This window comes from Azospirillum sp. TSH64 (genome assembly GCF_003116035.1).
Lineage (GTDB): Bacteria > Pseudomonadota > Alphaproteobacteria > Azospirillales > Azospirillaceae > Azospirillum.
Genome location: NZ_LGQW01000015.1, coordinates 6,671,734 through 6,695,780, shown reverse-complemented (window position 1 = coordinate 6,695,780; position 24,047 = coordinate 6,671,734). Strand labels below are relative to the sequence as shown.

Here is a 24,047-nt window from a genome sequence, read left to right as displayed (position 1 = left end):
GTCACAGTTCTGATAATCGAAAAATTATGTTTGTTTGTTATTGACACAATAAGAGCATCAATTGCACAATTCGCCTGCACATAAGAACAAATACTTTCCCACGAGAGCCGAAAACCGATCGTCAAGCACAGGCTTGCCGAATCGCGAAGCATCGGCGTGTGTCGGACAAACATCCATATACGAATGGGAGAATAATCGTGAGCTTTGCCTCGTACCGCGAGCAGCACGTCGCATTTCTGAACAAGGCGGTGAAGCCCGTCGACCTGACCCTCGATCAACTCGAAGGCCGGTCTTACGGCCCGGAGACCCACAAGGGCCCGATGGTGATCTCCTCCGACCCGTCGGAGGACAATCTGGGCTCCAAGCTGGTCACCCTGCAGTCGGTCCAGCAGCTGAAGGACATCGCGGGGATTTCCGACGATCACTTCGCGGCGAACCCGCATGCCGACCGCAGCGTCCGCTATCCGACCGAGCCGGTGCAGACCGATTTCGACAAGGCGATCGAACGGGCGCGCAACGACAACTGCGCGCTGGAGAGCCTGATCCATCCCGCCGACCAGAAGACCATCGGCCAGGCGATGATGGCGTTCATCCACGGCAACAGCCAGAAGGTCAAGGCCTTCGAGCCGGTGATCAACGCCCTGCGCTTCCCCAACCAGGTTCTGCTGACCACCGGCCAGGACATCACCGTCACGCCGGGCAACCCCCTGGTCATCGGCCCCAACAGCCCGTACGTCACGCAGGACCCGGTCCTCGGCGCGGTCGCCATCTTCGGCACCGTCACCGTGCAGCAGGGCGGACAGATCCAGATCCTCATCCCGGTGACCTTCAAGGCCGCCCAGATCAATATGCTGTGAGGGCTGCCCAATGGGTGTCATCTACAACATCACCGTGACCGGCACCAATGGGACGACCGGCACCAGCGGCAGCCCCGGCGGACAGGGCGCCTCGGGCGGAAATGCGACCGGAGGCGTCTGCGGCGGCAAGAACAACGCGTCCTGCGTCACGGCGCCGACCAGCGCGACCAACGGCTACACCGGCGGCAACGGGACGTCCGGCTCGCCCGGTAGCGACGGCAGCTGCCCGGCAAGCCTGACCTTCCTGGTCGGGACCGTCTCCGGCGCCTTCAATGCCCTGGTCACCGGCGGCAACGGTGGAACCGGCGGCAATGGCGGCAATGGCGGTGCCGGCGGCAGCGGCGGTGCCGGCGCCAGCGTGGTCGGCTGCTGCCAGGGCCAGTACGGGTCCAACATGCCGGCCGGCCAGACCGGCAACGGCGGCAACGGCGCCAATGGCGGCGCGGGCGGCAACGGCGCGTCCATCGGCACCGCCATCGTCGTCCTGTACGACGAGATCGTCGGCTCGCCGACCTACAGCCTCAACGCGACGACGTTCGGCCAGGCCGGCTCCGGCGGGTCCGGCGGCTATGCCGGCGGTGCCGGCGGCAGCCCGGGATCGCCCGGCGCCACCGGCAAGAACACGCCGGCCGGCCAGGGACCGACGATGACCATGCGGCCCAACAACGGCTGACGCCACCCCACGACCATCGTCGAGAACGGACTCCTGACATGACGAACTCGATCAACGCTCAGATCCTGATCAGCGGATCCAGCGGAACCAACGGGGCAGCCGGAACGCCCGGCGGCGCCGGACCTTCGGGCGTGCCCGGCAGCCCCGGAAGCGCCACTCCCAAGAAGGGCTGCTGCGGCACCACCTACACCTGCACCTGCGCCACCAACGGCACGGCCGGCGGCAGCGGCGCGGTCGGGGGCTCCGGCACCGCCGGCTCCTCCGGAGGGGCGCCGCCGCCCTTCATCCTCCACTATGGCAGCCTGTCCGGCTCGCTCACCGTCCTGGCGCAGGGCGGCAATGGCGGCAATGGCGGCGACGGCGGTGTCGGCGGCACCGGCGGCACCGGCGGCGACGGCGGGAAGAACCAGGCCGTCTGCACCGACAGCAGCGGCAAGAATCCGCAATGCCCCACCTCCCAGGGCGGTGCCGGCGGCAATGGCGGCACCGGGGGTGACGGTGCGAACGGCGGCAATGGCGGCAATGGCGGATCGGTGACCGTCTATTGGGACACCGATCCGGGCGACATCCTGGTGCTGACGCCCGGCGGCAGCGGTGGGGCCGGTGGCTCTGCCGGCATGGGCGGCGCCGGTGGCGCCGGTGGCGCGAACGAGGCCGGCGGCAACGCCGTGTCCGGTGCGAACGCCGGCGGCGGCCGTGCGGGAACCCCCGGCAATCCGGGCCAGTCCGGCACCCAGACCATCGTCAAGTATCCCACCGCGGCTTCGGCTGCCTGATCGGCTGCCTGATTTGGGGGCCGGGAGGCATCGGGACGCCGTGACCGGCGCGCCCGACGCCTCCCGGCGGAGTCCCGCCGCCCCCCTTTCCCCATTCCTCCGCCCACATCCTCACGCCGGGAGCCCTGGTGCCATGGGAACCGTCAGCCAGTATTCCTCGACCACCGCCAACGCCCTGCTCGATCTGGTCGACATCGCGGGCGGCGACCTCAGCCAGGCCTATCTCCCGGCGACCCTGAATCTCGTGACCACCTTCGCGAACGGCTCCGTCACATCGGGCGGCGGCCAGGGATTGCTCGCCACCGGCACGGTGGCCGGCATCGACGGGCCCGTCGCGGTGCTGGCGGTGGGGGTCAATTGGCCCACCTTCATCTCGTTCTTCGAGCAGTCCTTCCTCGCCACCACCACCACGCCGCCGCCCTATCTGAATGCCGGCGGCAACGACTCCCTGATCGCCCAGGGCTATTACCTGGCCTACAACGCCATCCACACGCAGATCTGGAGCGCCGTCGCCAAGCTGAAGCTGGTGCCCGGATACGCCTCGAACGTGCCGCTGCTGGTGGTCGGCATGGGGCCGGCCGGGCCGCTGGCGCAGATGGCCGCCCTCGACCTGCGGCCGGGACAGACCGGCCCGGACGGCAGCGGCGGCTCGATGACCAGCCCGGTCGGCGCGGCCGGCTGCTACTCCTTCTCGACCCCGGCCTACGGCAACGCCCCCTATGCGGCGGCGGTGACGGCGGCGTTGGCGTCGGTCTTCCTGTGCAACCTCGATGGCATCGATTTCTATCCGTCGATCGCCGGGGCTCCCGACGGCTTCGCGTTCAGCGGAGCGGCCCAGACGCTGACCGCGTCGGTCCCTCCCTCCGACACGCCCTGGCTGGAACGCACGCCGGCCTTCTACCAGACCGCCTACGGCGCGCCGCAGCCGCAGCTGTCCCACGGCGGGACGGTGACGCCCGTTCCCACGGGCTACAGCGGCGACCTCGCCTACACGCTGGCTCTGCTGACGACGGCGGCCTATGGACGCTTCCAGCATCCGGATCTGTCGCAGCCGCTGCCGTCGGGCTACTCGCGGGCGGCCGACGTCGTGGTCGGCGGCGTCACCTGGGCGTCGATCTACACCTCCCTGGACCGCACGGTGGTGGCGTCGCGCGGGGCCTGCTCGTGGATCGAGCTTCTGGCCTTCATGGGCAACGGGTCCCTGATGCCGTTGCCCTGGTTCACCTCCGGCGGCCGTATCCTGCAGGGGCTGTCCAGCTTCTATCCGAGCTATGCAACGGCGCTGTTCGCCGCCCTGTCGGGCGTTCCCGGCGTGGCGGGCAAGCCGCTGGTGTTCGCCGGCCATGACTTCGGCGGCGCCCTGGCCGCGCTCGCCGCCTACAATCTGGCGCTGGTTCCCTATGGCGGGCTCCCCGCCGCCGCCGCGGTCTACGGCTTCGGCACCGTCCGCTTCGGCGACTACAGCTTCCAGGGCGCCTACCAGTCGGCGCTCGGCAGCGTCAGCTACCAGATTCTGCGGCCGAACGACGTGATCGCGGCCAATCAGGGACTGTCGCTGATGGCTCCGCTGCCGACGACCATGAAGCTTTCGGGAGGAATGCTGAGCACGGTCAACAGCACCACCGGCCATGCGCTCGCCCTCTACACCTCGCTGCTGAACCCCCGGATATCGGCGAACGCGGAATCCTTCGCCATGCAGGCCGCCGCCGGACCGGCGGCCGCCTTGCCGGCGAACGCGCGCCGGCTCGGCCTGCTCCCCGCCACCGCCGCGCCGCGCATCGTCGCGGCGACCGAGCCGGAGCTGACGCCCTTCCTGTCCCGGATGCTGGAGTTCCACGGGCTCCATCCCGGGCATCTGGCCGGTCCGGTCCTCGACACCGCCGCTCACCAGGGCCGCATCGTGCTGTCGGCCGACCCGAGGGTCAGCACGCTTGCCCCGGCGCAGGTCTTCGCCGGAGGAAGCCGGGTTTTCGCCACCAACGCGATCCTGGTCCGGGCCGGACAGGCCCTGCATATCGGCTCGCCCGGCAGCCCGGCCTTCCGCCTGCTCGCCCGCTCCATCCTGCTGGAGCCGGGTGCGACCCTGTCGGTCGAAAGCCCGGTGCAACTTGCCGTCGGCTCGATGACCTCCCTGGCGGCGAGCGCCGCCGCCATCCCCAACATCACCGTGCTGGGAACCAACGGAGCCGACGGCGCCGCGGGATGGCCGGGTGCCGCAGGTGCCTCGGGGGCCCCCGGCATTCCGGGCGGGAGCGGCAGTTCGGGAGGCAACGGGTCGTGGGGGGCCAACGGCATCATGCCCTCGTCCCTGACCTTCCTGGTCGGCTCCATCAGCGGCACGTTCGTCGTCCGCGTGACCGGCGGGCAGGGCGGCAACGGCGGTCAGGGCGGGGCCGGAGGTGCCGGCGGCACCGGCGGCTCGGGTGCGGCCGGCGGCAGGGGCGGCACCGGCGGCAATGGCGGCCAGGGCGGCAACGGCGGCAACGGCACCACGATCCTCATCAGATACGACAGCATGGATCCGGGAACCACCGTCGTGTTCCAGGATTTCGGCGGGCTGCGGGGGGCCGGCGGAGCCAGTGGCGCAGGCGGGCAGGGCGGTGCCGGGCAGCCCCCCGGCACATCGGGAATTTCGGGCAATCCGGGCCTGCCGGGGCAACCCGGCACCCCGTCGACCCTGCAATTCGTCCCCTCCTCGTCCTGACGGCCGGTCCGGAGCGCTGCCATGCCCACCAAGACCCTGCCCGGCGCAGCCGAGGCGTCCACCGACATGCCTGCCGCCCTGCCCGACAGGCCCGCCGTGAAGGCCGGCGTGGTCTCCAGCTGGCCCAGGCCGGCGGGGAACCGGGTGATCGATCCCTTCAACCCGCCCCTGCCGCGCTATTCCGGGCCGCAGACCGTCGCCCACGAGGAGATGCCGGCGGACGCCCGCGCCTTCATGGACCGCCAGCTGTCCTTCCACGGCATCGACCCGGAGAGCTTCCGGCGGCGCTGGCTCGACAGCGCCCGGCACGGACGGGCGATCCGGATCTCCTGGGTGCCGGAACGCTCCTTCGTCGAACCGGCGCAGACCTTCCGCCACACCTGGGTGCGCTATGCGCTGGACAGCATCATCCTGCGCCCCGGCGCCGAACTGACGCTGGAAACGCCGTTCGGCGACCCGGTGGAGCTGTATGTGCATCGGCTGACGCTGATGGAGGGCGCGCGGCTGACGGTGCAGGGCGGGGCGGCCCGGCTGGTGGTCGGGCAGCTGGTCGGCGCGCGGCCGGAAACGCTGGACAGCGTCGAACCGGCGACGCTGCTGCTGGCCAGCGCCGACGGCCGCGACGGCGATCCCGGCGCGCGGGGCGGTGCGGGTCCGATGGGCGACACCGACCAGCCGGACGGCGGAGGGGGCAGCGGCGGACAGGCCGGCGAGCCGGGTCTGAACGGCATGCCGCTGCGGGACATGGCGGTCACCATCCACACGGTGACCGGCCGGTCCCGGCTGCTGGTGCGGCCGGGCCGCGGCGGCAATGGCGGCAGCGGCGGCAGCGGCGGGCCGGGGGCCTACGGCCATGCCGTCGCCTTCCACCGGATGGGCCGGGGCGGCGACGGTGGCCATGGCGGCGACGGCGGCGAGGGCGGGGCCGGCGGCGATGCCGGGCTGCTGCGGCTCGACCTGCATGTCCGCCAGCCGGGATCCGCCTTCGACCTCGACGTCGCGGACGGCGCGCCCGGCGCCGGTGGCGAGGGCGGCGGCGGCGGGGCCGGGGGGATCGGCCTTCCCGACGGACTGACAGGACATGCCGGACGCGACGGAGCGCCGGGCCGGCCGGGCCGGCCGGCGCTGGTGCAATGGCTTCGCACAGGGGAGTGACACCCGTGACCATAGAGCCCGAGACCACAGAGACCGCGCGCACCGGCATCGTTCCGGCGCGCTCCAACGCGCTGCGGGGAGCTGCGGCCGCGGAACTTATGGCCGATAATCTTCTGGCCGTCGACCTGACCAGTGCTTCCAGCCCCATCCTGATCGAGGCGGCGGGCGTCGAGGCCCCGGCCATCCAGCTTGCGGTCGCCTGCGGGCTGCTGCTGCCGGTGGACGGGCAGGAGGGCGTCTATCAGCTCAACCCCGACTGGTTCACCGATCCGGTGGGCAAGACCGGCCAGGGCATGAGCGAGAACGCCGTCACGCTGGCCCTGGTGATCGCCCAGCTGATCGGCCAGGCCTCGGGCAGTTCGCTCGGCATTCCGGTGCGGGAGCCGGGGGCGCTGGGCACCTGGTATCCGATCAACAAGCCCGGCACCGACACGCCGAGCGGGCTCTATCTGGCGACCCAGCCGGTGTCGTCCGACAGCAACGGCAGCGGCGAGCCGCCGACGGTGTTCGGCCTCGGCGTCATGTACACCACCACGGTGACGCTGGGGACGACCGAGAAGGCGGAGCTGGATCTGGTGGCCGACGGCCCCTCCAGCATCGACCTGAAGGTCTGGGGCATGGTGCCGGTCGCCCTGCTCGGCAACGGCGGCGTCGAGGTGGTGGTCGGGCAGGCCGGCCATCCCTTCACCATGGGCTTCGAGGTCACCGGCGGCGACGGGCCGCTGATCGACGCGGCCGGCTTCTCCTTCACCGGCGTGCGCCTGACGGTCGATCTGTCGCCCGCGACCGACCCGGCGGTGACCGTCTCGCTGGTCATCACGCAGCTGACCCTGCCCACCGCGCCGGGTGCGCGCGACTTCACGCTGGCCGACCTCCAGGCGATCAGCGGCGCCGAGATCCTGGCGACGGCCGCGGCGCTGGCGGTGACGGCGCTGGGCAAGCTGGTCGGCGACCAGCCGTCGCTGTCCTACCTGCTGCCGGCGCTGGGGCTGGGCGCCAGCGTCCCCGGCGTCGACAATGTGCTGCTGCCGATCCTGCGCTGGGACAGCTTCATCGCCCTGGCGGTGAGCGGCGGCGACGTGGCGCGCCCCTTCGTCGACTGGTTCACCGCACTTGCCACCGACGGGCCGACCCTGTCCGCCTGGATGAAGGCGGTGGGCGGCGCCGTCGGCGGGCTGACCGGCACCGACGCCACCGTGTCGGGAAGCGGAACGCGCGACGATCCCTTCGCCGTCCCCGTCCTCAGCGTGAGCAGCGTCGGCACCCTGCGGCTGACCGCGGCAACCGGAACCGACACGGCGGGGTTGCGCCATTTCTATCCCGGTCTGGCCTTCGCCTCCACAGCCCTGGTGCTGGGCAGTTCCAGCGCGGCGGTGACCGGCAGCGCCGGGCTGGAAATCCTCGATTTCACGCTGGCCACCGGCGGCGGGGTGCAGGGCGTCGCTCCCGGCCGGTTCAAGGCCGGCATCCTGCTGGCCAACAAGGACCTGACCCAGCCGCTCTACAGCGGGACCATCCTCGGCGGCACCTACAGCTTCGGCGCGCTGGCCGGCGGCATGTCGGTCCTCGTCGCCGACGGCGGCGCCACCGTTCAGCCCGCCTTCTCGCTGCTGTCGGTGACGACGCCCACCGGCAGCTATCCCACCATCGACCTGACCCAGCCCGGCGACCTCGTCGCGGCGGCCGAGGCCGAGCTGAACGCCGCCATCGGCGATGCCTTCAATGCGCTGTTCGGCCTGGGCACCGACAGTCAGGTCGGACCGTCGCTGGCAGCCCTGCTCGGCGTCGCTCCACCGCCGGGCGCCACCGCCTGGCCGTCGTCGCTGACCCCGCCCTTCAGCCTGTCCGGGCTGCCCAACTCCATCCAGTTTCCCGTCGAGGCGCTGAGCCGCTATTGGGCGGCGCTGATCCGCGGCGACGTCGAGGTCGACGGCCAGCCGCCCTTCTCCTTCATGGTCGAAGCTCTGGGCACCGTGCTGCGGCAGGTCGGCGGCGGCAGCGGCGGCGTGACCGGGTCCGGCACCAACAGCGACCCTTGGAGCATGACGCTCGGGCCGGCGGGCAGCCCGGCGGCGCTGGTCGCCTACATCGCCGACGCCCAGACCCCCAACAATGCCGGCAACGGTGCGGCCAAGAGGCTGGTGCTGGGGCTCGGCGTCGGGGCGACCCTGCCGATTGCCGGCAACACGCTGGACCTCGCCTTCCGCATCGAGGCGCTGGGGCTCGATGCCGGCACCTCCGCCGGCCAGGGCATCCGGTCGGCGCAGATCCTGCCGGGCATCGGCGTCTACGGCGCGCTGCCGTCCGGCGTCTCGACGCCCGCGGTGGCCGGAGCCTCGTTGCAGATCGACAAGGGCGGGCTGTCGCTCTACTGGAGCCCCTACGACGGCTGGCACTGGTCGATGTCGGTGGCCGCCCCGACCCTGGTGGTCGACGGCGTGGCCGAGCCGGTCGGCACCGACATGAACTATTCCGACGCCACGGCGCTGTCGCAGCTGGTCACCGATCAGGCCGCCACCTTCGGCGCCATCCTGACCGGGGTGCTGGGCGTGGCGCTCTACCGCGCGCAGCGCCGCGGCGGACTGGCGCTCGACGGCTGGCTGGGGCTGCTGCCCAACCTGGGGCCGTTCATGCCGCAGGGCATCGACTGGCCCGACGGCATGCCGGTGCTGGCCCCCACCAGCTTCACGGATCCCATCGCTCAGGTCCGGGCTCAGCTGAAGGCGGTGCTGTCCACCCCGGAGCGGGCCGCCGCGGTGCTTGGCCTGCTGGGCTGGGCAATCGACGGCACGGCGGAGGCCGCGGCAGCCGTCGCCGGCACGGGCACCCAGCTGGATCCCTACCGGGTGCCGCTCGACGTGCCGTGGAACCTGCAAGGCACGCTGTGGCAGGATTCCGGCCAGACCATGGCGGTCCCCGGCCTGTCGACCCTGCTGTCCTACACGGCGGGCGACGTCACCGCGGTGACCAGCGTGCGGCTGGACCCGATGGGCATCTCCTGGAGCACCGGCGAGCCGGTCGCCGCGTCCGGCGTGCCGGGCCTGTCGGTGCAGACCGTGCTGAGCGGCACCAATGGCACCCTGGTCACGGTCGACGGCGTCGCCGTCGAGAGCGTGACGCTGGGCGTCGTGCTGACGATGGACCTGTCGGGCGGAAGCTTCGCCGCGACCCCGGTCCTGGCGGCGAAGCAGACCGACGGCACGGTGATCGTGCTGGACGGCACGCTCGATCCGTCGGCCAACAGCGCCCTGCTGTCCATCGTCAACGCCGCCATCGGCGTGGCCGCCGCGGCGTTCAAGGGCGACGACACCTTCCAATTGGTCTATGGGGTCCTCGCCGACCTCGGGCTGGCGGTGCCGGCGGCCGGCGCCGACGGCCCCTACGGCATCGACCCCGGCGGCTTCACGGCGCTGGTGTCCAGTCCGCTGGGCTTCCTGACCGACCGGCTGATGGCGGCTCTGGCCGACGCGACGGTGCAGCCGCTGCTGTTCCAGGCCATCGACGCGACGCTGGGCTTCTCGCTGCCGGAGATGCCGGAGCCGCTGCTGGCGATGCTGGCCGGGCTCGGGCTGGTGACCGACGCGGATCACGGCTATGCCGCCAATGCCGAGGCGATCCTGGCGGTCGCCCGCGCGCCTGCGTCCCAGCTGTCGCAGCGCCTGACCGCCCTGCTGTCCGATCCGGATGCCCGCTCGTCGGTCATCGCGGCGATGACGCACGGCTCGCAGAGCTTCACCGTCGGCCCCTGCACGCTGACCACGGCCAACGGCCGGATCATGACGCTGACGCTGCCGCGCGGCGGCTTCACGGTGGGGTCGTTCCTCGACCCCTCGATGACCGTGCGCATCGATCTGCAGACCGGCACCATCACCGCCACGCTGGACTGCTTCCTGCCCGATGCCGGGTTCAGCGTCCTGTCCACCCTGACCTACACGGTCGGCGGCAGCGCGCCCACGGTGACGGTCTCGCTGGTCTGGGGCGACGGTTCGGTCCCGCAGCCCACGCCGCTGGTGATCTGGCCCTTCGACCAGAGCGCCTTCATCGACCAGCTCGCCGCCGTCGGCCCGGCCTATGTGCTGGCGACCTTCGTCGCCGAAGCGGTCGACGACATGCTGCTCGCCAAATATCCGCTGGCGCGCAGCCTGTTCCAGGCGTTCGGGCTGGCGGACCCCGATCCCGACACCGGCGTCTGGCAGATGAAGTCGGCGCTCGGGCTGTTCGAGGATCCGGTGGACTGGCTGCTGTCCGACGCGGTGGTCGGCCAGGACGGGCTGCTGAACATCGCGCAGATCCAGAAGGTGCTGGGCAGCCTGCCGTCCGGAACCGCCGGGGGGCTGACCCTGGCGCAGGCGCCCGGCGGCGTGCTGCTGTCCGGCCTGCCCTATGGCTTGCAGGTGACGGTGACCGCTGACCCGGCGACCGGCCTGTTCACGGTGGCGCCGTCCCTGAGCGAGGCGATGCCGCTGCTGGCCGGGGCGGAATTGCAGTCGATGGGCTTCGGCCTGTCGCTGACTGCCAACTACCAGCCGGGCCTGAGCGGCAGCGGCCGGCTGACCGCCGCCATCCCCGGCCTGGACCAGCCGCTGTTCCTGCAGGGCGGCTACGACAAGGGCTTCACGCTGACGGTCGGCGAAGAGGGCGACGGCAAGCCGGTGCTCGACCTGATACCGTTCGGCGGCTGGCAGACCTTCGTCCTCCAGGTCGCCGCCGAGGTGGCGCAGACGCTGTTGCAGACGCTGACCCAGAAGCTGCTCGACCAGCTCGCCGCCGAGGGCGACACGACGCTGACGCAGTTCGTCACGGCCCTGCGCAGCACCGCGGCCTCGCTGGACATCACCGGGCTGGTGCAGTCCCTCATCGCGGCACAGCCCGACGCGGCGGCGCTGGAGGCGGCGGCGCTGGCATGGCTGCGCGAAAGATTGCAGCCGGAGCAGGCGGCCGCCACCGCGTCGGCCGTCGCCAGCCTGTTGCAGCTGGCGCTGAGCGGCGTGACGAGCGACGGCGGCCTGCTGGTTTACGCACCCTCCAGATCGGTGCCGGTCACCGTCATGGCCGGCGTGCGCACCGTGGGCGCCGAGACGCTCGCCGGCATCTGGGCGACCCTGTCTGTCACCGCCGCCGACAGCGTGGTGGTGGCGCTGACCCCGACCGGCGTCGGCGTGCCGCTGACCGGCACGCCCGAGGCGCGCGTGCAGTTCGGGCTGTCGGCCCAGGCGATCATCGCGCTCGGCCAGGGGCCGGGCCTGACGGTGACCTACGACAGTGCCGGCGGCGGCGTCTCCGCGGCGGTCGATCCGCTGATGACGGCCGGCGTCTCCAGCAGCCTGAACGCCGAGCTGCTGCCGCTGCCGTTCGGGGTGGCGACGGGCGACGGCTATGCCGGCCGGCTTGAGGCGGCGCTCGCCGTCTGGCTGGAAGGGGTGATGGTGCAGGCGCTGCCGCGCTACGTCTCGGTGGTGGTGCTGAACACGCAGACGGTGGTCAGCTGGCTGAACGCCCCGCTGTTCACCGGATCGACCCTGACGGCGGGACAGGTGCTGACCGCCTCGCAGCTTCTGGTCAGCGAGAACGGGGCCTATGCGCTGAACGATCTGGCCTCGTTGCAGTCGCTCGGCGTCGAGGGCTTCCTGGCCGGCTTCCTCAAGGCGCTGACCCAGACGCAGATCCAGGTGCTGTCCTTCCCCGACGGCGGCGGCATCTGGCTGGAGCCCGGACCGGACGGCAGCTATGGCGTGCGCTTCGCCGCCACCGGCCTGTCCTTGAAGCAGGTGCCCTATCTGGTCTTCCAGCTGGGCGCCACCGACACCGAATGGATCGCGCTGACCGGGGCGGACCCGTCGCAGTACCAGCCGGGCGTCGCGGCCTATCTGCCGGTCGACGGGCTGATCCCCGACTTCAGCGCGGTCAAGCTGCGCCTGATCAACATCGGCGTCGATTTCCAGGGCAAGGCGGGCGCCCCGCTGGTCGATTTCAGCCGCTTCCAGCTGGCCAAGATCAAGCCGCGCGGCCTGCTGACCTTCGACTTCGCCCAGTCCGATCCCATCACCGCCTATGGCGGCGGCGTCGATGTCGAGGACATCGCCATCTCGCTGGCCCCCGACACGCTGACGCCGGGCGCCAACACCAACCCGGTCGCGCAGAATTTGCTGGGATCGGGCGATGCCGCCTCGGCCGGCAATCCGGCGGCGAACCCCGGCTTCTCGATGCGCGCCGGCTGGATGTCCGGCGAGGATCTGGGCGTCGAGCTGTACGACAGCAACGGCGGCAGCCAGACCCGCATCTGGCTGCCGGTGCAGCGCAGCTTCGGCCCGGTCCATGCCAACAAGGTCGGCATCGGCTGGGACAACCCGACGAAGATCGGCAGCGTGCTGTTCGACGGCGGCCTGACGCTGGCCGGGCTGGACGTCGAGTTGATCGACCTGTCGGTCAGCGTCAACGTCACCCAGATCACCGACTACAGCCAGTACAGCCTGGATCTGGCGGGATTGTCGGTGTCCTTCAGCGGCGGCTCGGTCAGCGTGTCGGGCGGGCTGCTGAAGCAGAACGACCCGCTGCGCTACGACGGCCAGCTTCTGGTCAAGGCGGGCCGCTTCTCGCTCTACGCCGTCGGCTCCTTCGCGCTGATCCCGGTCGATCCGGACAAGCCCGACGGCGACAAGGCGGTGTCCTTCTTCGTCTTCCTGAACCTGAACGCGCCGCTGGGCGGCGTGCCGGCCTTCTTCGTCAACGGCGTGGCCGGCGGCTTCTCGGTCAACCGCAACATCATCGTTCCCGATGCCGGGAACATCATGTCCTTCCCGCTGATCCAGGGCGCCATTTCCCAGGCGACCTTCGGCAGCGACCCGACGCCGGCCAGCGCGCTCGCCGTGCTGTCGCAGGACGTCTATCCGCAGATCGGCAGCTATTGGGTCGCCGCCGGCCTGAAATTCTCCAGCTTCCAGATCCTCGATGTCTTCGCCATGCTGCTGGTGAAGTTCGGGCGGGAGTTCGAGATCGACGTCATCGGCGTCGCCACCGCCACCCTGCCGCCGCAGGTCACACCCTCCTCGGCGCTGGCCTACATCGAGCTGGCGCTGGTCGCCTCGTTCAAGCCGGACGAGGGCGAGATCTCGGTCACCGCCCAGCTGACCCCCAGCTCGTTCCTGCTGGCGAAGGACTGCAAGCTGACCGGCGGCTTCGCCGCGAAATACTGGTTCGGCTCGAACCCCTATGCCGGCGACTTCGTCATCACGCTGGGCGGCTACAACCCGTCCTTCCAGCCGCCGGACCATTACCCCAACGTGCCGCGCCTGGGCTTCGACTGGCCGGTGCTGAGCACGTCGGCGATGACGGTCGGCGTGTCGGGCGGCACCTATTTCGCCCTGACGCCGTCGATGATCATGGCCGGCGGCTATCTGAAGGCGCTGTTCAAGGCCGGGCCGCTGAAGGCCTGGTTCAACGCCGGGGCCGACTTCCTGATCGCCTGGCAGCCCTTCTATTACTATGCCGGGGTGCAGGTGTCGGTCGGCGTGTCCTTCGGCTTCGAGGTCGCAGGCGTCAAGGTGACGCTGACCGCGGAGCTGGGGGCCGGGCTGGAACTGTGGGGTCCGCCCACCGCCGGCAAGGTCAAGGTCAGCTGGTACGTCATCTCCTTCACCATCCCCTTCGGCGACCAGGATCAGGATCTGTCCAGCACCCAGCCGCTGAGCTGGGAGGAGTTCGAGGCGCGCATGCTGCCGCAGCCGGACTCGCAGACGGCTCCCCTGGCGAATGCCCGGACGGCGTCGATGATGCTGGCGGCGGCGGGGGACGGCACATCCTCCGGCAACACGGACGGTGCGGACGCCACCCAGGTGGTCGTCAACATCCAGGTCAGCAGCGGCCTGCTGAGCGAAACCGGGGAGTTCGGGCCGACGGTCCAGTCCGCCCCCTTCGCCATCGATTTGCGGTCGGTGATGCCGGCCTCCACCGTCACCGTGGCGGAGTCCAGCTATCAGGCCTCCAGCCCGTCGCTGGGCATCCCGCCGATGGATTTGCCGGACATCGCGACCGGGATGGCGGTGACGCTGGAATCGCAGGACGACCAGGGGGCCTGGAGCACCCTGTCCATCGACCGGCCCGGCCTGACGCCGGCAACCCTGTCGGGCGGTGCGGCGGCGGCGATGTGGTCGACGCAGGCCTTCGACCCGGTGGGCAAGCCGTCCTCCGACTTCATCGCCGGTGCCGCCTTCGGCATGACCCTGGCCGCCACCGGCGACCATGTGGTCGACACGCTGGCGCCGATGGACCTGCTCACCTCCTTCGGCTACGAGCAGGCCGACCCGCTGCCGCTGCCCTTCGCCGTCACCCCCGTCTACACCGCACCGGCGGCGCTGTCGCAGGACGGCCGTTTCGCCGTGCTGATGGGAAGCATCATGGCGCCGACGCCCTCGACCCTGCGGGGCCAGGTGATGCAGGCGCTGGAGGACGCCCAGGTCGCGGTCATCGTCGACCAGAACCTGTCGGTGATGGCCAGCTTCGCCGACCAGATCTTCCAGGCCGCCCCCAGCCTCGCCAAGCTCGGCTTCGACCTTGCGACCTCCGGTCCGCAGGCGCTGGCGGCGCCGCAGCCCAAGCGCGCCGCCAGGGTTGCGGCGGTTGAGGGGCCGCTCGCTCCGCGGCTGCTCGGTTCCTCGCAGGCCTATGCGCTGCCCGCAACGGCGCCCCGGCGCATCCAGTTGGCCGGCGCTGCGGCCGGTAAGGCATCGGTGCTGCTGCCGGCGCCGCGGGTGGCGATGCGCTGGGCCGACGCCGACGTCCGCCCGACGCGCGGCGGTGCCCGGACGCTCGCCGGTGCGGGAACTGCGCCGTCCGCGATCGAGGCTGGCCTGAGCCTCCAGCCCGGATCCGTCGCGGTGTTCGATGCCGGACGGGGTGCGGGGGCGCCGATGCTGGAACTGACGGGCGGAACCCCGGTGATGGTGCATGCCTTCGACAAGGCCGGCCGCATCCTGTCCAGCCGTCTGGTCTCGCCGGCCGGCAGCGCTGCCGAACCTCTGCCGACCGACACCGCCCAGGTGACGCTGGTCGGGATGGACAGTGCCGGGACGGCGCCGGTCGCGGGCTGGAACCGGCACAGCACGCTGGTCCAGGTCGGCCGCTACACCCTGCTCGGCAGCGGCTGCACCGTGCGGCCCCAGGCCGGACCGCGCCCGCAGCGCGGCTCGCGCGATGCGGCACCGGTTGCAGCGCCCATCGGGACACGGGGGCCGGTGGAAGGTGCGGCGATGCTGACCCGCAACCGCGTCCAGACCGGCGTCGGCAGCACCGCGCCGGGCTGGGTGGAGACGGTCTTCGGCCACACCGTCGGAACCGTCGCGGTGGTGCTGGACCGCGGGGCGGACGCCGACGCGGCGACGGTGAAGATCGCCGCGACCGGTTCCCCCTGGACGGTCGAGTACGGCGTCGCGGCGACCCCGGCGGCCCGGATCGCCGCCGGTGACGGCACCATCCTGCTCTACGACGCCGCGGCTCTGGCCGCGACGGGGGCCGCCGAAGTCGCCGGTGACGGGGAGCGGCATGCCGTCCTGGTGCGCGGCGTCGAGGGGCTGGCCGGCGTCTACGGGCTGGCCGGCACGCCGGCCGAGGTCGAGGCCGGCTGGGACGGGCTGTCGCTCCCGGCGCTGGGGCGCAGCGTGACGCCGCGTCCGGGCCAGGGCCTGGGACGGGTTGCATCGGTGAAGGCCGGCGGCCCGACCCTGTTGCGGTTCGTCCGCAGCGAGGCGGCGTAGCGGTGCGGGTGCCCCCGCCCCGGCGGGGTGGGGGCGATTGGCAGGACAGGTTCGTGAGGAAGGGGATCCCACATGTCGAACGCGATCGCGCTGGCCGGTGACGGCGACGCGCTGCAACCCGGCCAGATCCGGTTCAGCCAGGCGGCCCTGCCGCCGCTGCCCGCCGGGACCTATCGGCTGAGCGCCACCCAGACCGTGGATGGCATCAAGGATCAGGACACGCCCCCCACCTACACGGCGGTGCAGACGTTGCAGATCCAGGGGCCGCGCTTCGCCCTGGCGCCCGGCGACCTGCAATCGGTGATGCCGCCGGCCAACCAGACGGGCTCCTGGGAGAACACGCTGCCCAATGTGGTGCTGCGCCGGCGCACGCTGCCGTGGGAGCGCACGCTGGACGGCAGCGTCCCGCCCGCGGACAGCGTTCCGGCGCCGTGGATCGGCCTGCTCACGGTGACCGCCGCCGAACTGGGCGGCGAGGCCGGCGCGGTCGCCGCACCCTCGCCCGTACACAGCGGAACGGTGTCCGATCTGGTCCAGCCGACGAACCCGGCGGTGCTGGGACCGCAGCTGTCGGGCGTCTCGCAGGCCGACATGCAGACGGGGCTGCTGCTGCTGGACTTGCCGGTGACGCTGTTCCAGTCGGTGGCGCCGACGCTGGCCGACCTGTCCTGGCTGGCCCATGTGCGCGAGGTCAACACCGATCACAAGGAGATCCTGGGGCTCGACGAGGACGGCACCTTCTCCATCGTCGTCGGCAACCGGACGCTTCAGCCGGGGGCGGTGAACTACCTGTTCCTGGTCTCGCTGGAGGGGCACCAGGACCATCTGGCGGGCAGCACCATTCCCGCCTCCTACACCACCATCCGCTTCGCATCGCTGGCGTGGTGGAAGGTGCAGGCCGATGTGTCGAAGGGCGACTTCATCGAGATCATGCAGGCCCTGCCCGACAATGGCGGCGTCGATCTGGTGCAGATGCCCCACCTGCCGATCCCGGCTTCCGGCAACGGCTCCGGGGACACCAGCGAACCGTCCGCCATCGCCGCCATGGGGCTCGGGATGGGCTATGTGCCGCTGACCTACCGCATGCGGGTGGGTGAACAGGCGACGGCCTGGTATCGCGGCCCGGCCAGTGCCGTGCCGACCAAGGCCGATGGGCTGGGACCGTTCGTCTTCAGCGACCAGGCGATCCGCTACGACCCGACCACGGCGCTGTTCGACGTGTCGCAGGCCGCCGCCTGGCAGATCGGCCGGCTGCTCGCCCTGTCGGACTCCACCTTCGCCCGGCTGATGTTCCTGTGGCGCAAGGAGTTCCACCAGGCGGTCGCCGCCAATGTGGTGCTCGGGCAGATCGCCGATGCGCTGCCGGTCACGGCGGAGACGATGCGGGCTCTGCCGGCCGCCGGGCCGGGGAGCGGCGGGCGCACGCTGGCCCTCTCGCACCAGACCGCCGCCGTGGCGCTGGCCGAGGCGTTCGCCGGGCTGGCGGGGCGGGAGGCCACGGTCCCTGCCGCCGATGGCGGAAGCCTGTCCGGCATTCCCCGCCGGATCCGCCGCGAGGACCGGCCGCCGGTCGCGGCGGCTCCCGGCCTGCGGAGTGCCGGCCTGCGGAGTACCGACAGCCAGGCCGCCGCCGATCCGCTGGAGGCGCTGCTCGACCACGTATTCGGCCCTTCCGCGGAGTGATCGTCATGGACCGTGCCATCAGCAACCGCGCCGCCACCTTGCAGGCGCTCATCGACACGGCGACCGCCCCGGCGCTGGCCGCGCTGCGCTCCGGCCCGGCGCATGCCCGCGTCGCCCTGCCGGCCGCCGTCGCTCCCGCCGCCTCCGGTGCGGCGGCCACGCAGCCCACCGTCGAGCTGCCGGCCCCGCCGCCCGCCGTCATCGACTGGCTGGCCCGCGCGGCGCTGCTCTACGGCGTGCCGTTCGAGTACATCACGCCCGACGGGCGGATGCTGCCCAAGGAGTCGATCCGCTTCTTCTACGTCGACCTCAACTGGATCCACCGGCTGCTGGAGGGCGCGGTGAGCATCGGGCTGTCGACCAGCGCCGATTCCGTGCAGATGATGGCGACCATCGAACAGCTGGTCGATCAGGCGCTGTCGCACAGCTCGACGGTGCGCCCGTCCTTGCGCGCCAAGGCGACCAGCGGCCACAGCCGCGCCGGTGCCGCGCTGAAGGCCGCGGCGGCCCAATCCACTGCCGCGGGCGGAACGGCGACCGGCCCGATCACCGGGCTGCTGATCCGCTCGGCCGCGGTTTCCGGCTGGCCGGGGGTGGAGGTCAGCGCCTATGCCGACGATGCCGCCACCCAGAAGCTGCCGCTCCTTCGGCTCGACCGCCTGTCGGACGATGTGCTGATCGCCCTGTTCGACGGGCTGCCCCGGGTGGTGAACTTCCTCCAGCCGCCGGAAAGCCTGCATTTCGGCGTCCGCCCGACCACCAGCTTCGCCAGCGGCTACATGAGTTTCCTGCGCGGCCTCGGCTATGGCGGCTATCCCGCCGGCCAGCAGATCCAGGGCCAGCAGGCGGCGGTCGCCATGCGGAGCGGTGCTGCGGCCGGCGTGCTCGACGTCGCCGCCTCGGCCACGTCGCTTCAGACGGCCATGAAGACGCTGGGCGCGCTGGACAGCGCCGGTACCTTCACCGCCGCCGAGTTCGCCGTGCAGATGGTGCGGGCGGCCGGCATGCAGTCCTTCCAGTGGGGCGTTACCGCCCCGACGGGCCAATGGGGCGCCAGCGCCCCGGCTGAATCCACCGCCCCCGTTGTGGGCCGGATCGCGGGTTGATCGGAGCGCAGACCATGACGGATACCCAACCCAACACCGCCTCCGCCGCGTCCGACACCATCGTCGACCCGCTGTGGCCCGGTCCCTGCCTGTTCGTGCCGATCAGTATCGAATGTTTGCTGGTCGGCGTTCCCAACCAGCAGGGCAGCTGGGCCGACCTCGCCATCGACTACCGCAAGGTTCCGGCGAACGTCGATCCCGAGCCGCAGCCCTTCCAGCTCCGTCCCGCCAACGCCCCGCCCGGCACCGGCGCCCATTTGCAGGCGACCCTGCCGATGGGTTACCGCCAGGGGCACCAGCAGCCCGACGGCTCGGTCCTGTTCCCGCCGATCCCGAACCGCTGGCTGGTGGCCCGCTCGGTGGTCGCCACGCCCGGCGCCGCTCCGGTGTTCACCGTGTGGGTGTTGCAGGGCGATTTCCTGGGCGACATGGGGGAGGGCAGCAACACCTACCCCGATCCCGTCCAGACCGGCAACACCCAGTGGGTCGGGCGCGCCTTCGCGTTCGAGGCCTGGACCAATCCCGCCGGTCCGGCGCAGCCGCTGCTGCGGTCGGTCGGGCCGGGCTCCGTCAGCTGGGTGGTCACCTACGACAACACGCTGAACGTGCTGAGCTTCTACGACAGCCTGTCGGACGTGTCCGCGGGCACCGTCACCTATGCCATGCTCGGCTGGTACAACCCCTCGGGCTTCGATCCGCTGCTGGGCGTCACCGACGCCGACCCGCAGGGCTTCACCACCCAGGACGAGTGGCAGTCGATCCTGAACACCCTGCTGCTCAACGTCCATGGCGAGTCCGGGCTGGCGGCGGCGGAGGCGGCTTGGCAGGACTGGCAGGCAGCCAATCCGATCAGCGGGGGTGCGACCATCCCGGCGATCCAGATGCAGCTCGCCAGCCAGACGCTGTGCCACGGCATGGTGTTCGGCATGGCGTGGAACGGACCGCAGCAGAGCTACCCGCGCGACCCGGTGCTGAACGGCCAGAATCCGGTGTCGGTCGCCGTCGGCGGCACCGGCGTCGAGGCGATCGCCGCCTGGATGGCGAATATCCTGAAGCAGCCCGATCTGGAGGATTTGATCCTCGCGGTGCAGCAGGATCTGGTGTTCGACTATCTCCAGCAGCCGTCGGTGTTCGCCACCCGGACGCTGGAGGCGCGCTTCGCCAAGGCCGACGGCGGCACCGTCTGGCTGGTGGCGCGGCCCGACTACGATCCCTCCGACCGCGGCCGGACCTTGCAGACGGTGGATTTGTCTCCGGCCCAGACCCAGGCGCTGACCGCGCTGAACGACGATCAGGCGGCGCTCGACGGCACCAGCCAGCTGATCGCCTCGAATGTCTGGCAGCTCTTCGCGCTGGTCTACAAGCTCCAGCAGCTCGGTCCCTTCTCGCCGGATAGCCAGGCGGTCCAGGACGCCATCGACGCGGTCATGGCCACCCTGACGACGCTCGATGCCCAACGCACCGCCCAGGCCGCCGCCGTCGAGACCGACAAGACGGCCCTGCTGGGCCTGCTCGGCACCGCGTTCGTGCTGTCCAGCAACGGCGACACGCGGTTCCACGCCCCGGCGGCGACGACGGTCATGGTGGCCGGCGCCCAGCAGGACACCCGCCTGCTGCCGCCCGGAACCGACGGCGGCCCCGAGGACAGCCTGTTCAGCCGCTTCACCGGCCAGACGGTGTCGGCGCTGACGGTGATCGAGCCGGTCGGCGGCACCACCCAGACCATCGACGCCACTGACCTCACCAGCCGCGTCCCCACCCTGCCGCCGGCCAACTCCGGCGTGCCGAAGGAGATGACCGACTATCTGGTCGAGGTGATGCTGTTCGACACGTCGAACGCCCGCTTCCTGGCCGCCATCGCCTATCAGAAGGCCGGGGTCACGCCGACATCCGCGCAGCTGGACACGCTGGCCGCCACCATCGCCGCCCAGCAGACCGCACCGTGGAACGCCACCCCCGCCACCCCCTACAACGAGGAGACGGTGGGCGCCGCCGTCGGCTTCACCGGCGTCGTGCCGCTGAAGCGGTCGGTGCTGCCCTGGTCGCCGCCCTGGACGCCGCTCTACATCGACTGGCAGGTCACCTGGTATCCGACCGCGGACACCGCATCCGGCATGCTCGACGGCTGGACGCTGGAGGGATTCGACTACAGCTGGACCGGCACAGCCATCGGCGCCAAGAGCGAGGTCATCAGCGGCCGGTCGCTGGTGGGAACCCAGATCGCCGCCGGGCTGGCGGAGAAGCTGAACGATCTGGTCACGCTCAACCCCAACTTCGACGAGTTGCCGCAGTACCAGCAGGACGCCCTGACCCAGGCCGCCGCCGACATCGCCGAGTATGACATCGTCACCGAGGCGCTGAGCGGCTTCGGCGGCTTCATGCTGATGCAGCAGGGCCAGATGACGGAGCTGACCAGCGACGATCCGGCCATCGAGAACTGGCTGGAGCTGGCGCCGTCCGTCGTGCCGCTGCCGGGCAGCGGGACCGACGGCAGTGCGCCGGGCTTCTACCCGGTGCGGTCCGGCCATTACGTCATCAACCAGCTTTGGGTGGTGGACGCCTTCGGACAGATCCTGCGCACCACCAACCCCGGCCAGGACGTGCTGCCGATCCGCTCCAAGAGCGTCACCACTCCCGACGCCGGCGGCCAGGACAACAAGCGCTTCGTCCAGGTGGCGCCGCGCATCCAGCAGCCCGCCCGCGTGGCGCTGAGCCTGCTGGACGCCGAGGACGACGAGATCCCCACCAACTCGTCCAACCTGACCAGCCCGGTCGCCGGCTGGCTGCTGCCCAACCATCTGGACAACAGCGTGCAGGTGTTCGCCGCCGACGGGACGCCGCTGGGCGAGATCCTGCCGGTGGAGACCGACACCGGCCGCGGCATCCGCTGGGATCCGGCGCCGGGGCTGAACCTGCCGCTGGGGTCGCCGCCGGCCATCGGCAACGCCCATCTTCTCGGCTTCGTGCAAGGGCTGCTGGCCCAGGGGCCGGTCTCCGGCGATCAGGCCTTGCAGGATCTGCTGGACGTCATCGACGTCACGCTGTGGCGCACCACGGCGACGCCGCAGCCGGACGGCGACAATCTCGCGGTGCTGATCGGGCAGCCGGTGGCGGTGGTGCGGGCGGACATCGCGCTTCATCTCGACGGCGACCCGGCCTACGACCAGTCCTGGGCGGCCACCGGCCAGAACGACGACGGCGGCGTCACCGCCATGCCCTTCCCCGTCTATGTCGGCGACATCGCCTATGACGGCAACGGCGCGCTCGGCTTCTTCCTCGACGACGATTACTCGCTGCTGAACCCGTTGCGCGGCTTCGACACCGCCTTCGGCACCGTGCGCCGCGCCCTGTCGTCGCGGACCGGCAACCCGCGCGGCAACCTCGGCCGGGCGATGGCGCGGCTGCCGGCCCTGCTGGCGGGGGACAGCCCGGCCACCGCCTCGGGCTATCTGAACCCCGACCCGTCCTTCACCCTGCTGCCCGACGGGCCGGTCCACCGGCTGACGGTGCTGATGGACCCGCGCGGCTCCATCCCCGCCGTCTCGGGCATCCTGCCGGTGGAGACGGTCTCGCTGCCGCCGGGGGTCGTTTCGGCGATGAACACCCTGCTGGCCACCTTCCGCGTCGGCCCGCTCCTGATCGACCCGCGCGAGGTGCAGATGCCGCTGCCCGGCAACGTCTCCGGCACCTGGTCGTGGATCGCCAGGACCGGCGTCACCCTGTGGGAGACGGTCGCGAACCTGAAGAGCAGCCAGCCCCAGGCGCTCCTGCCGACGGCCATACCGTCGGCGCGCGAAGGCTGGCTGGGGCTGGTGCCCACCCCATCCAGCGGCCAATCCGGCGGCCCGCTCGCGGCGGCCCGGCCCGTCGCCGACCGGACGCTCGCCCACATGCAGTTCCATGAGAGGTACAAGACCATGGCAGCAGCGGCCCCGACGGCGACCACGCCGGCCTATTACCAGTACCGGTTCGACCCCAACAGCCTGATCATCGGCGCGACGACCGCGCCGACGCTGACGATCACCAACCCCAACGCGTCGTCCGCGCTGACGGGCACCCAGACCATCTACGTCAAGATTCCGGTCGGCACCGGCGCCGACGCCATCGCCACCAGCCTGGGCGGGGTTTCGGTGACCACCAGCACGCCGACGTGGCTGGCACTGCCCTTCTTCAGCACCAACCCGCCCTACATCAAGCTGACCGGCCCGGCCCTGGCGGCGGGTGGCAGCCTGTCGCTCTACTTCAACAGCCTGGTGGTCAACGATACGGTCGGAACCGCCGCCTTCCCGATCCAGGAGAGCTTCACAAGCGGCGGAACCACGGCCGTCACCATCGTCAAGACCAACCAGCCGCTGGCGATCCAGCAATTCTACGCCAACCCGATCACCGTCGCGCAGGGACAGTCGACGACGCTGAACTGGACGGTTTCGGGCGGCAGCTACGTGCTGATCCAGCCCGGCGGCATCAAGCGCCCGGTGCAGGGCAGCAGCTTCACCGACAGCCTGCAAATGCCGGTGTCGCAGGCGCAGACGATCTACACGCTCCAGCTCTACACCGACGACCGTCAGTTCAAGCAGGCCGTCGCCACCGCCTATCTCGGGCCGGTCAGCGCCACGCTGTCCTGCGATCCGACCGGCCCGATCGACACCGACGCCAGCGCGGTGTTGAGCTGGAGCAGCAGCTACGCCGTCACCCCGCTCTATCTGTCCAGCCCCAGCGGCGCGCAGCGCGTCGGCGCCCAGGGGCAGCAGACCGTGGTGCCCGGCAGCTACCTGACCGGCAACCAATCCAGCGTGACCTTTTCGTTGCAGGCGCTGGGCTATCAGGGGCCGGTCGACCGGACGGCGACGGTCACCTTCAATCCGGTGCGGATCCGCTGGTTCCGCTACACCGACTCCACCCTGACCCAGGTCAGCTACAATGTGGCCAATCCCTCTCCGGGATCGCCGACCCTGAGCACCAGCGGCCAGGACTACACGCTGACCGCCTATGGTCCGGGTGCGGGAAGCGGGCCGCTGGTCGCCCATCTCGGTCCGGGGCCGTATCTCCAGGTCCAGCTCCTCAGCGCGACGCCGAGCCCCGCCGCTCCGGGCGCCAGCGTGACGGTCAGCTACCAGACATTGAACGCGACGTCGGCGACCCTGGCAGTTGGCAACCAAACCGCGATATCTGTTCCACTCGACACGACAAAACAGACGGGACAGGCAACCATTACAGCGCCATCGGCATCGACTGTGCTAACATTGACCATCTCCGGTAACGGGCAGGCGCCGGTCTCCAGCGAGCTGGACCTGCCGGTCACCACCGGCTGACCCGGCCCCGCGCCGCCGCCGTCCCGCCACCC

General features: G+C 71.1%; 9 protein-coding genes. All 9 read left to right on the top strand.

What is annotated here, in order from left to right:
• The first annotated feature begins 197 nt into the window (after positions 1–197).
• The 9 genes from TSH64_RS31500 to TSH64_RS31455 all read left to right on the top strand — a co-directional run bounded on the left by TSH64_RS31500 (position 198) and on the right by TSH64_RS31455 (position 24,015).
• A complete protein-coding gene (locus TSH64_RS31500; protein ID WP_109451075.1) occupies positions 198–857 on the top strand; it encodes a hypothetical protein in 660 nt (219 codons plus the stop codon).
• Between the two features lie 10 nt (positions 858–867).
• Positions 868–1,530: a hypothetical protein gene (locus TSH64_RS35725; RefSeq protein WP_158285437.1), complete on the top strand. Its 663-nt coding sequence runs from the start codon at positions 868–870 to the stop codon at positions 1,528–1,530.
• A 38-nt stretch (positions 1,531–1,568) separates the two neighbouring features.
• Positions 1,569–2,306: a PE-PGRS family protein gene (locus TSH64_RS36685; protein WP_109451071.1), complete on the top strand. Its 738-nt coding sequence runs from the start codon at positions 1,569–1,571 to the stop codon at positions 2,304–2,306.
• Positions 2,307–2,439: 133 nt separating this feature from the next.
• Positions 2,440–5,010, top strand: coding sequence for a hypothetical protein (locus TSH64_RS36680; RefSeq protein ID WP_109451070.1), 2,571 nt, complete (start codon positions 2,440–2,442; stop codon positions 5,008–5,010).
• Between the two features lie 21 nt (positions 5,011–5,031).
• The gene (locus TSH64_RS31475; RefSeq protein WP_109451069.1) at positions 5,032–6,165 is read left to right on the top strand and encodes a hypothetical protein; all 1,134 of its coding nucleotides are present in this window, start codon (positions 5,032–5,034) and stop codon (positions 6,163–6,165) included.
• 5 nt (positions 6,166–6,170) lie between these two features.
• Positions 6,171–15,914: a DUF6603 domain-containing protein gene (locus TSH64_RS31470; RefSeq protein WP_109451067.1), complete on the top strand. Its 9,744-nt coding sequence runs from the start codon at positions 6,171–6,173 to the stop codon at positions 15,912–15,914.
• Between the two features lie 72 nt (positions 15,915–15,986).
• Positions 15,987–17,597, top strand: a complete 1,611-nt coding sequence (locus TSH64_RS31465; protein WP_109451065.1) for a hypothetical protein — start codon at positions 15,987–15,989, stop codon at positions 17,595–17,597.
• 5 nt (positions 17,598–17,602) lie between these two features.
• Positions 17,603–18,703, top strand: coding sequence for a hypothetical protein (locus tag TSH64_RS31460; RefSeq protein WP_146208088.1), 1,101 nt, complete (start codon positions 17,603–17,605; stop codon positions 18,701–18,703).
• Positions 18,704–18,717: 14 nt separating this feature from the next.
• Positions 18,718–24,015 carry a hypothetical protein gene (locus TSH64_RS31455; RefSeq protein ID WP_146208087.1) on the top strand — a complete coding sequence of 1,766 codons (5,298 nt, stop codon included), beginning with the start codon at positions 18,718–18,720 and terminating at the stop codon, positions 24,013–24,015.
• The last annotated feature ends 32 nt before the right edge of the window (positions 24,016–24,047 follow it).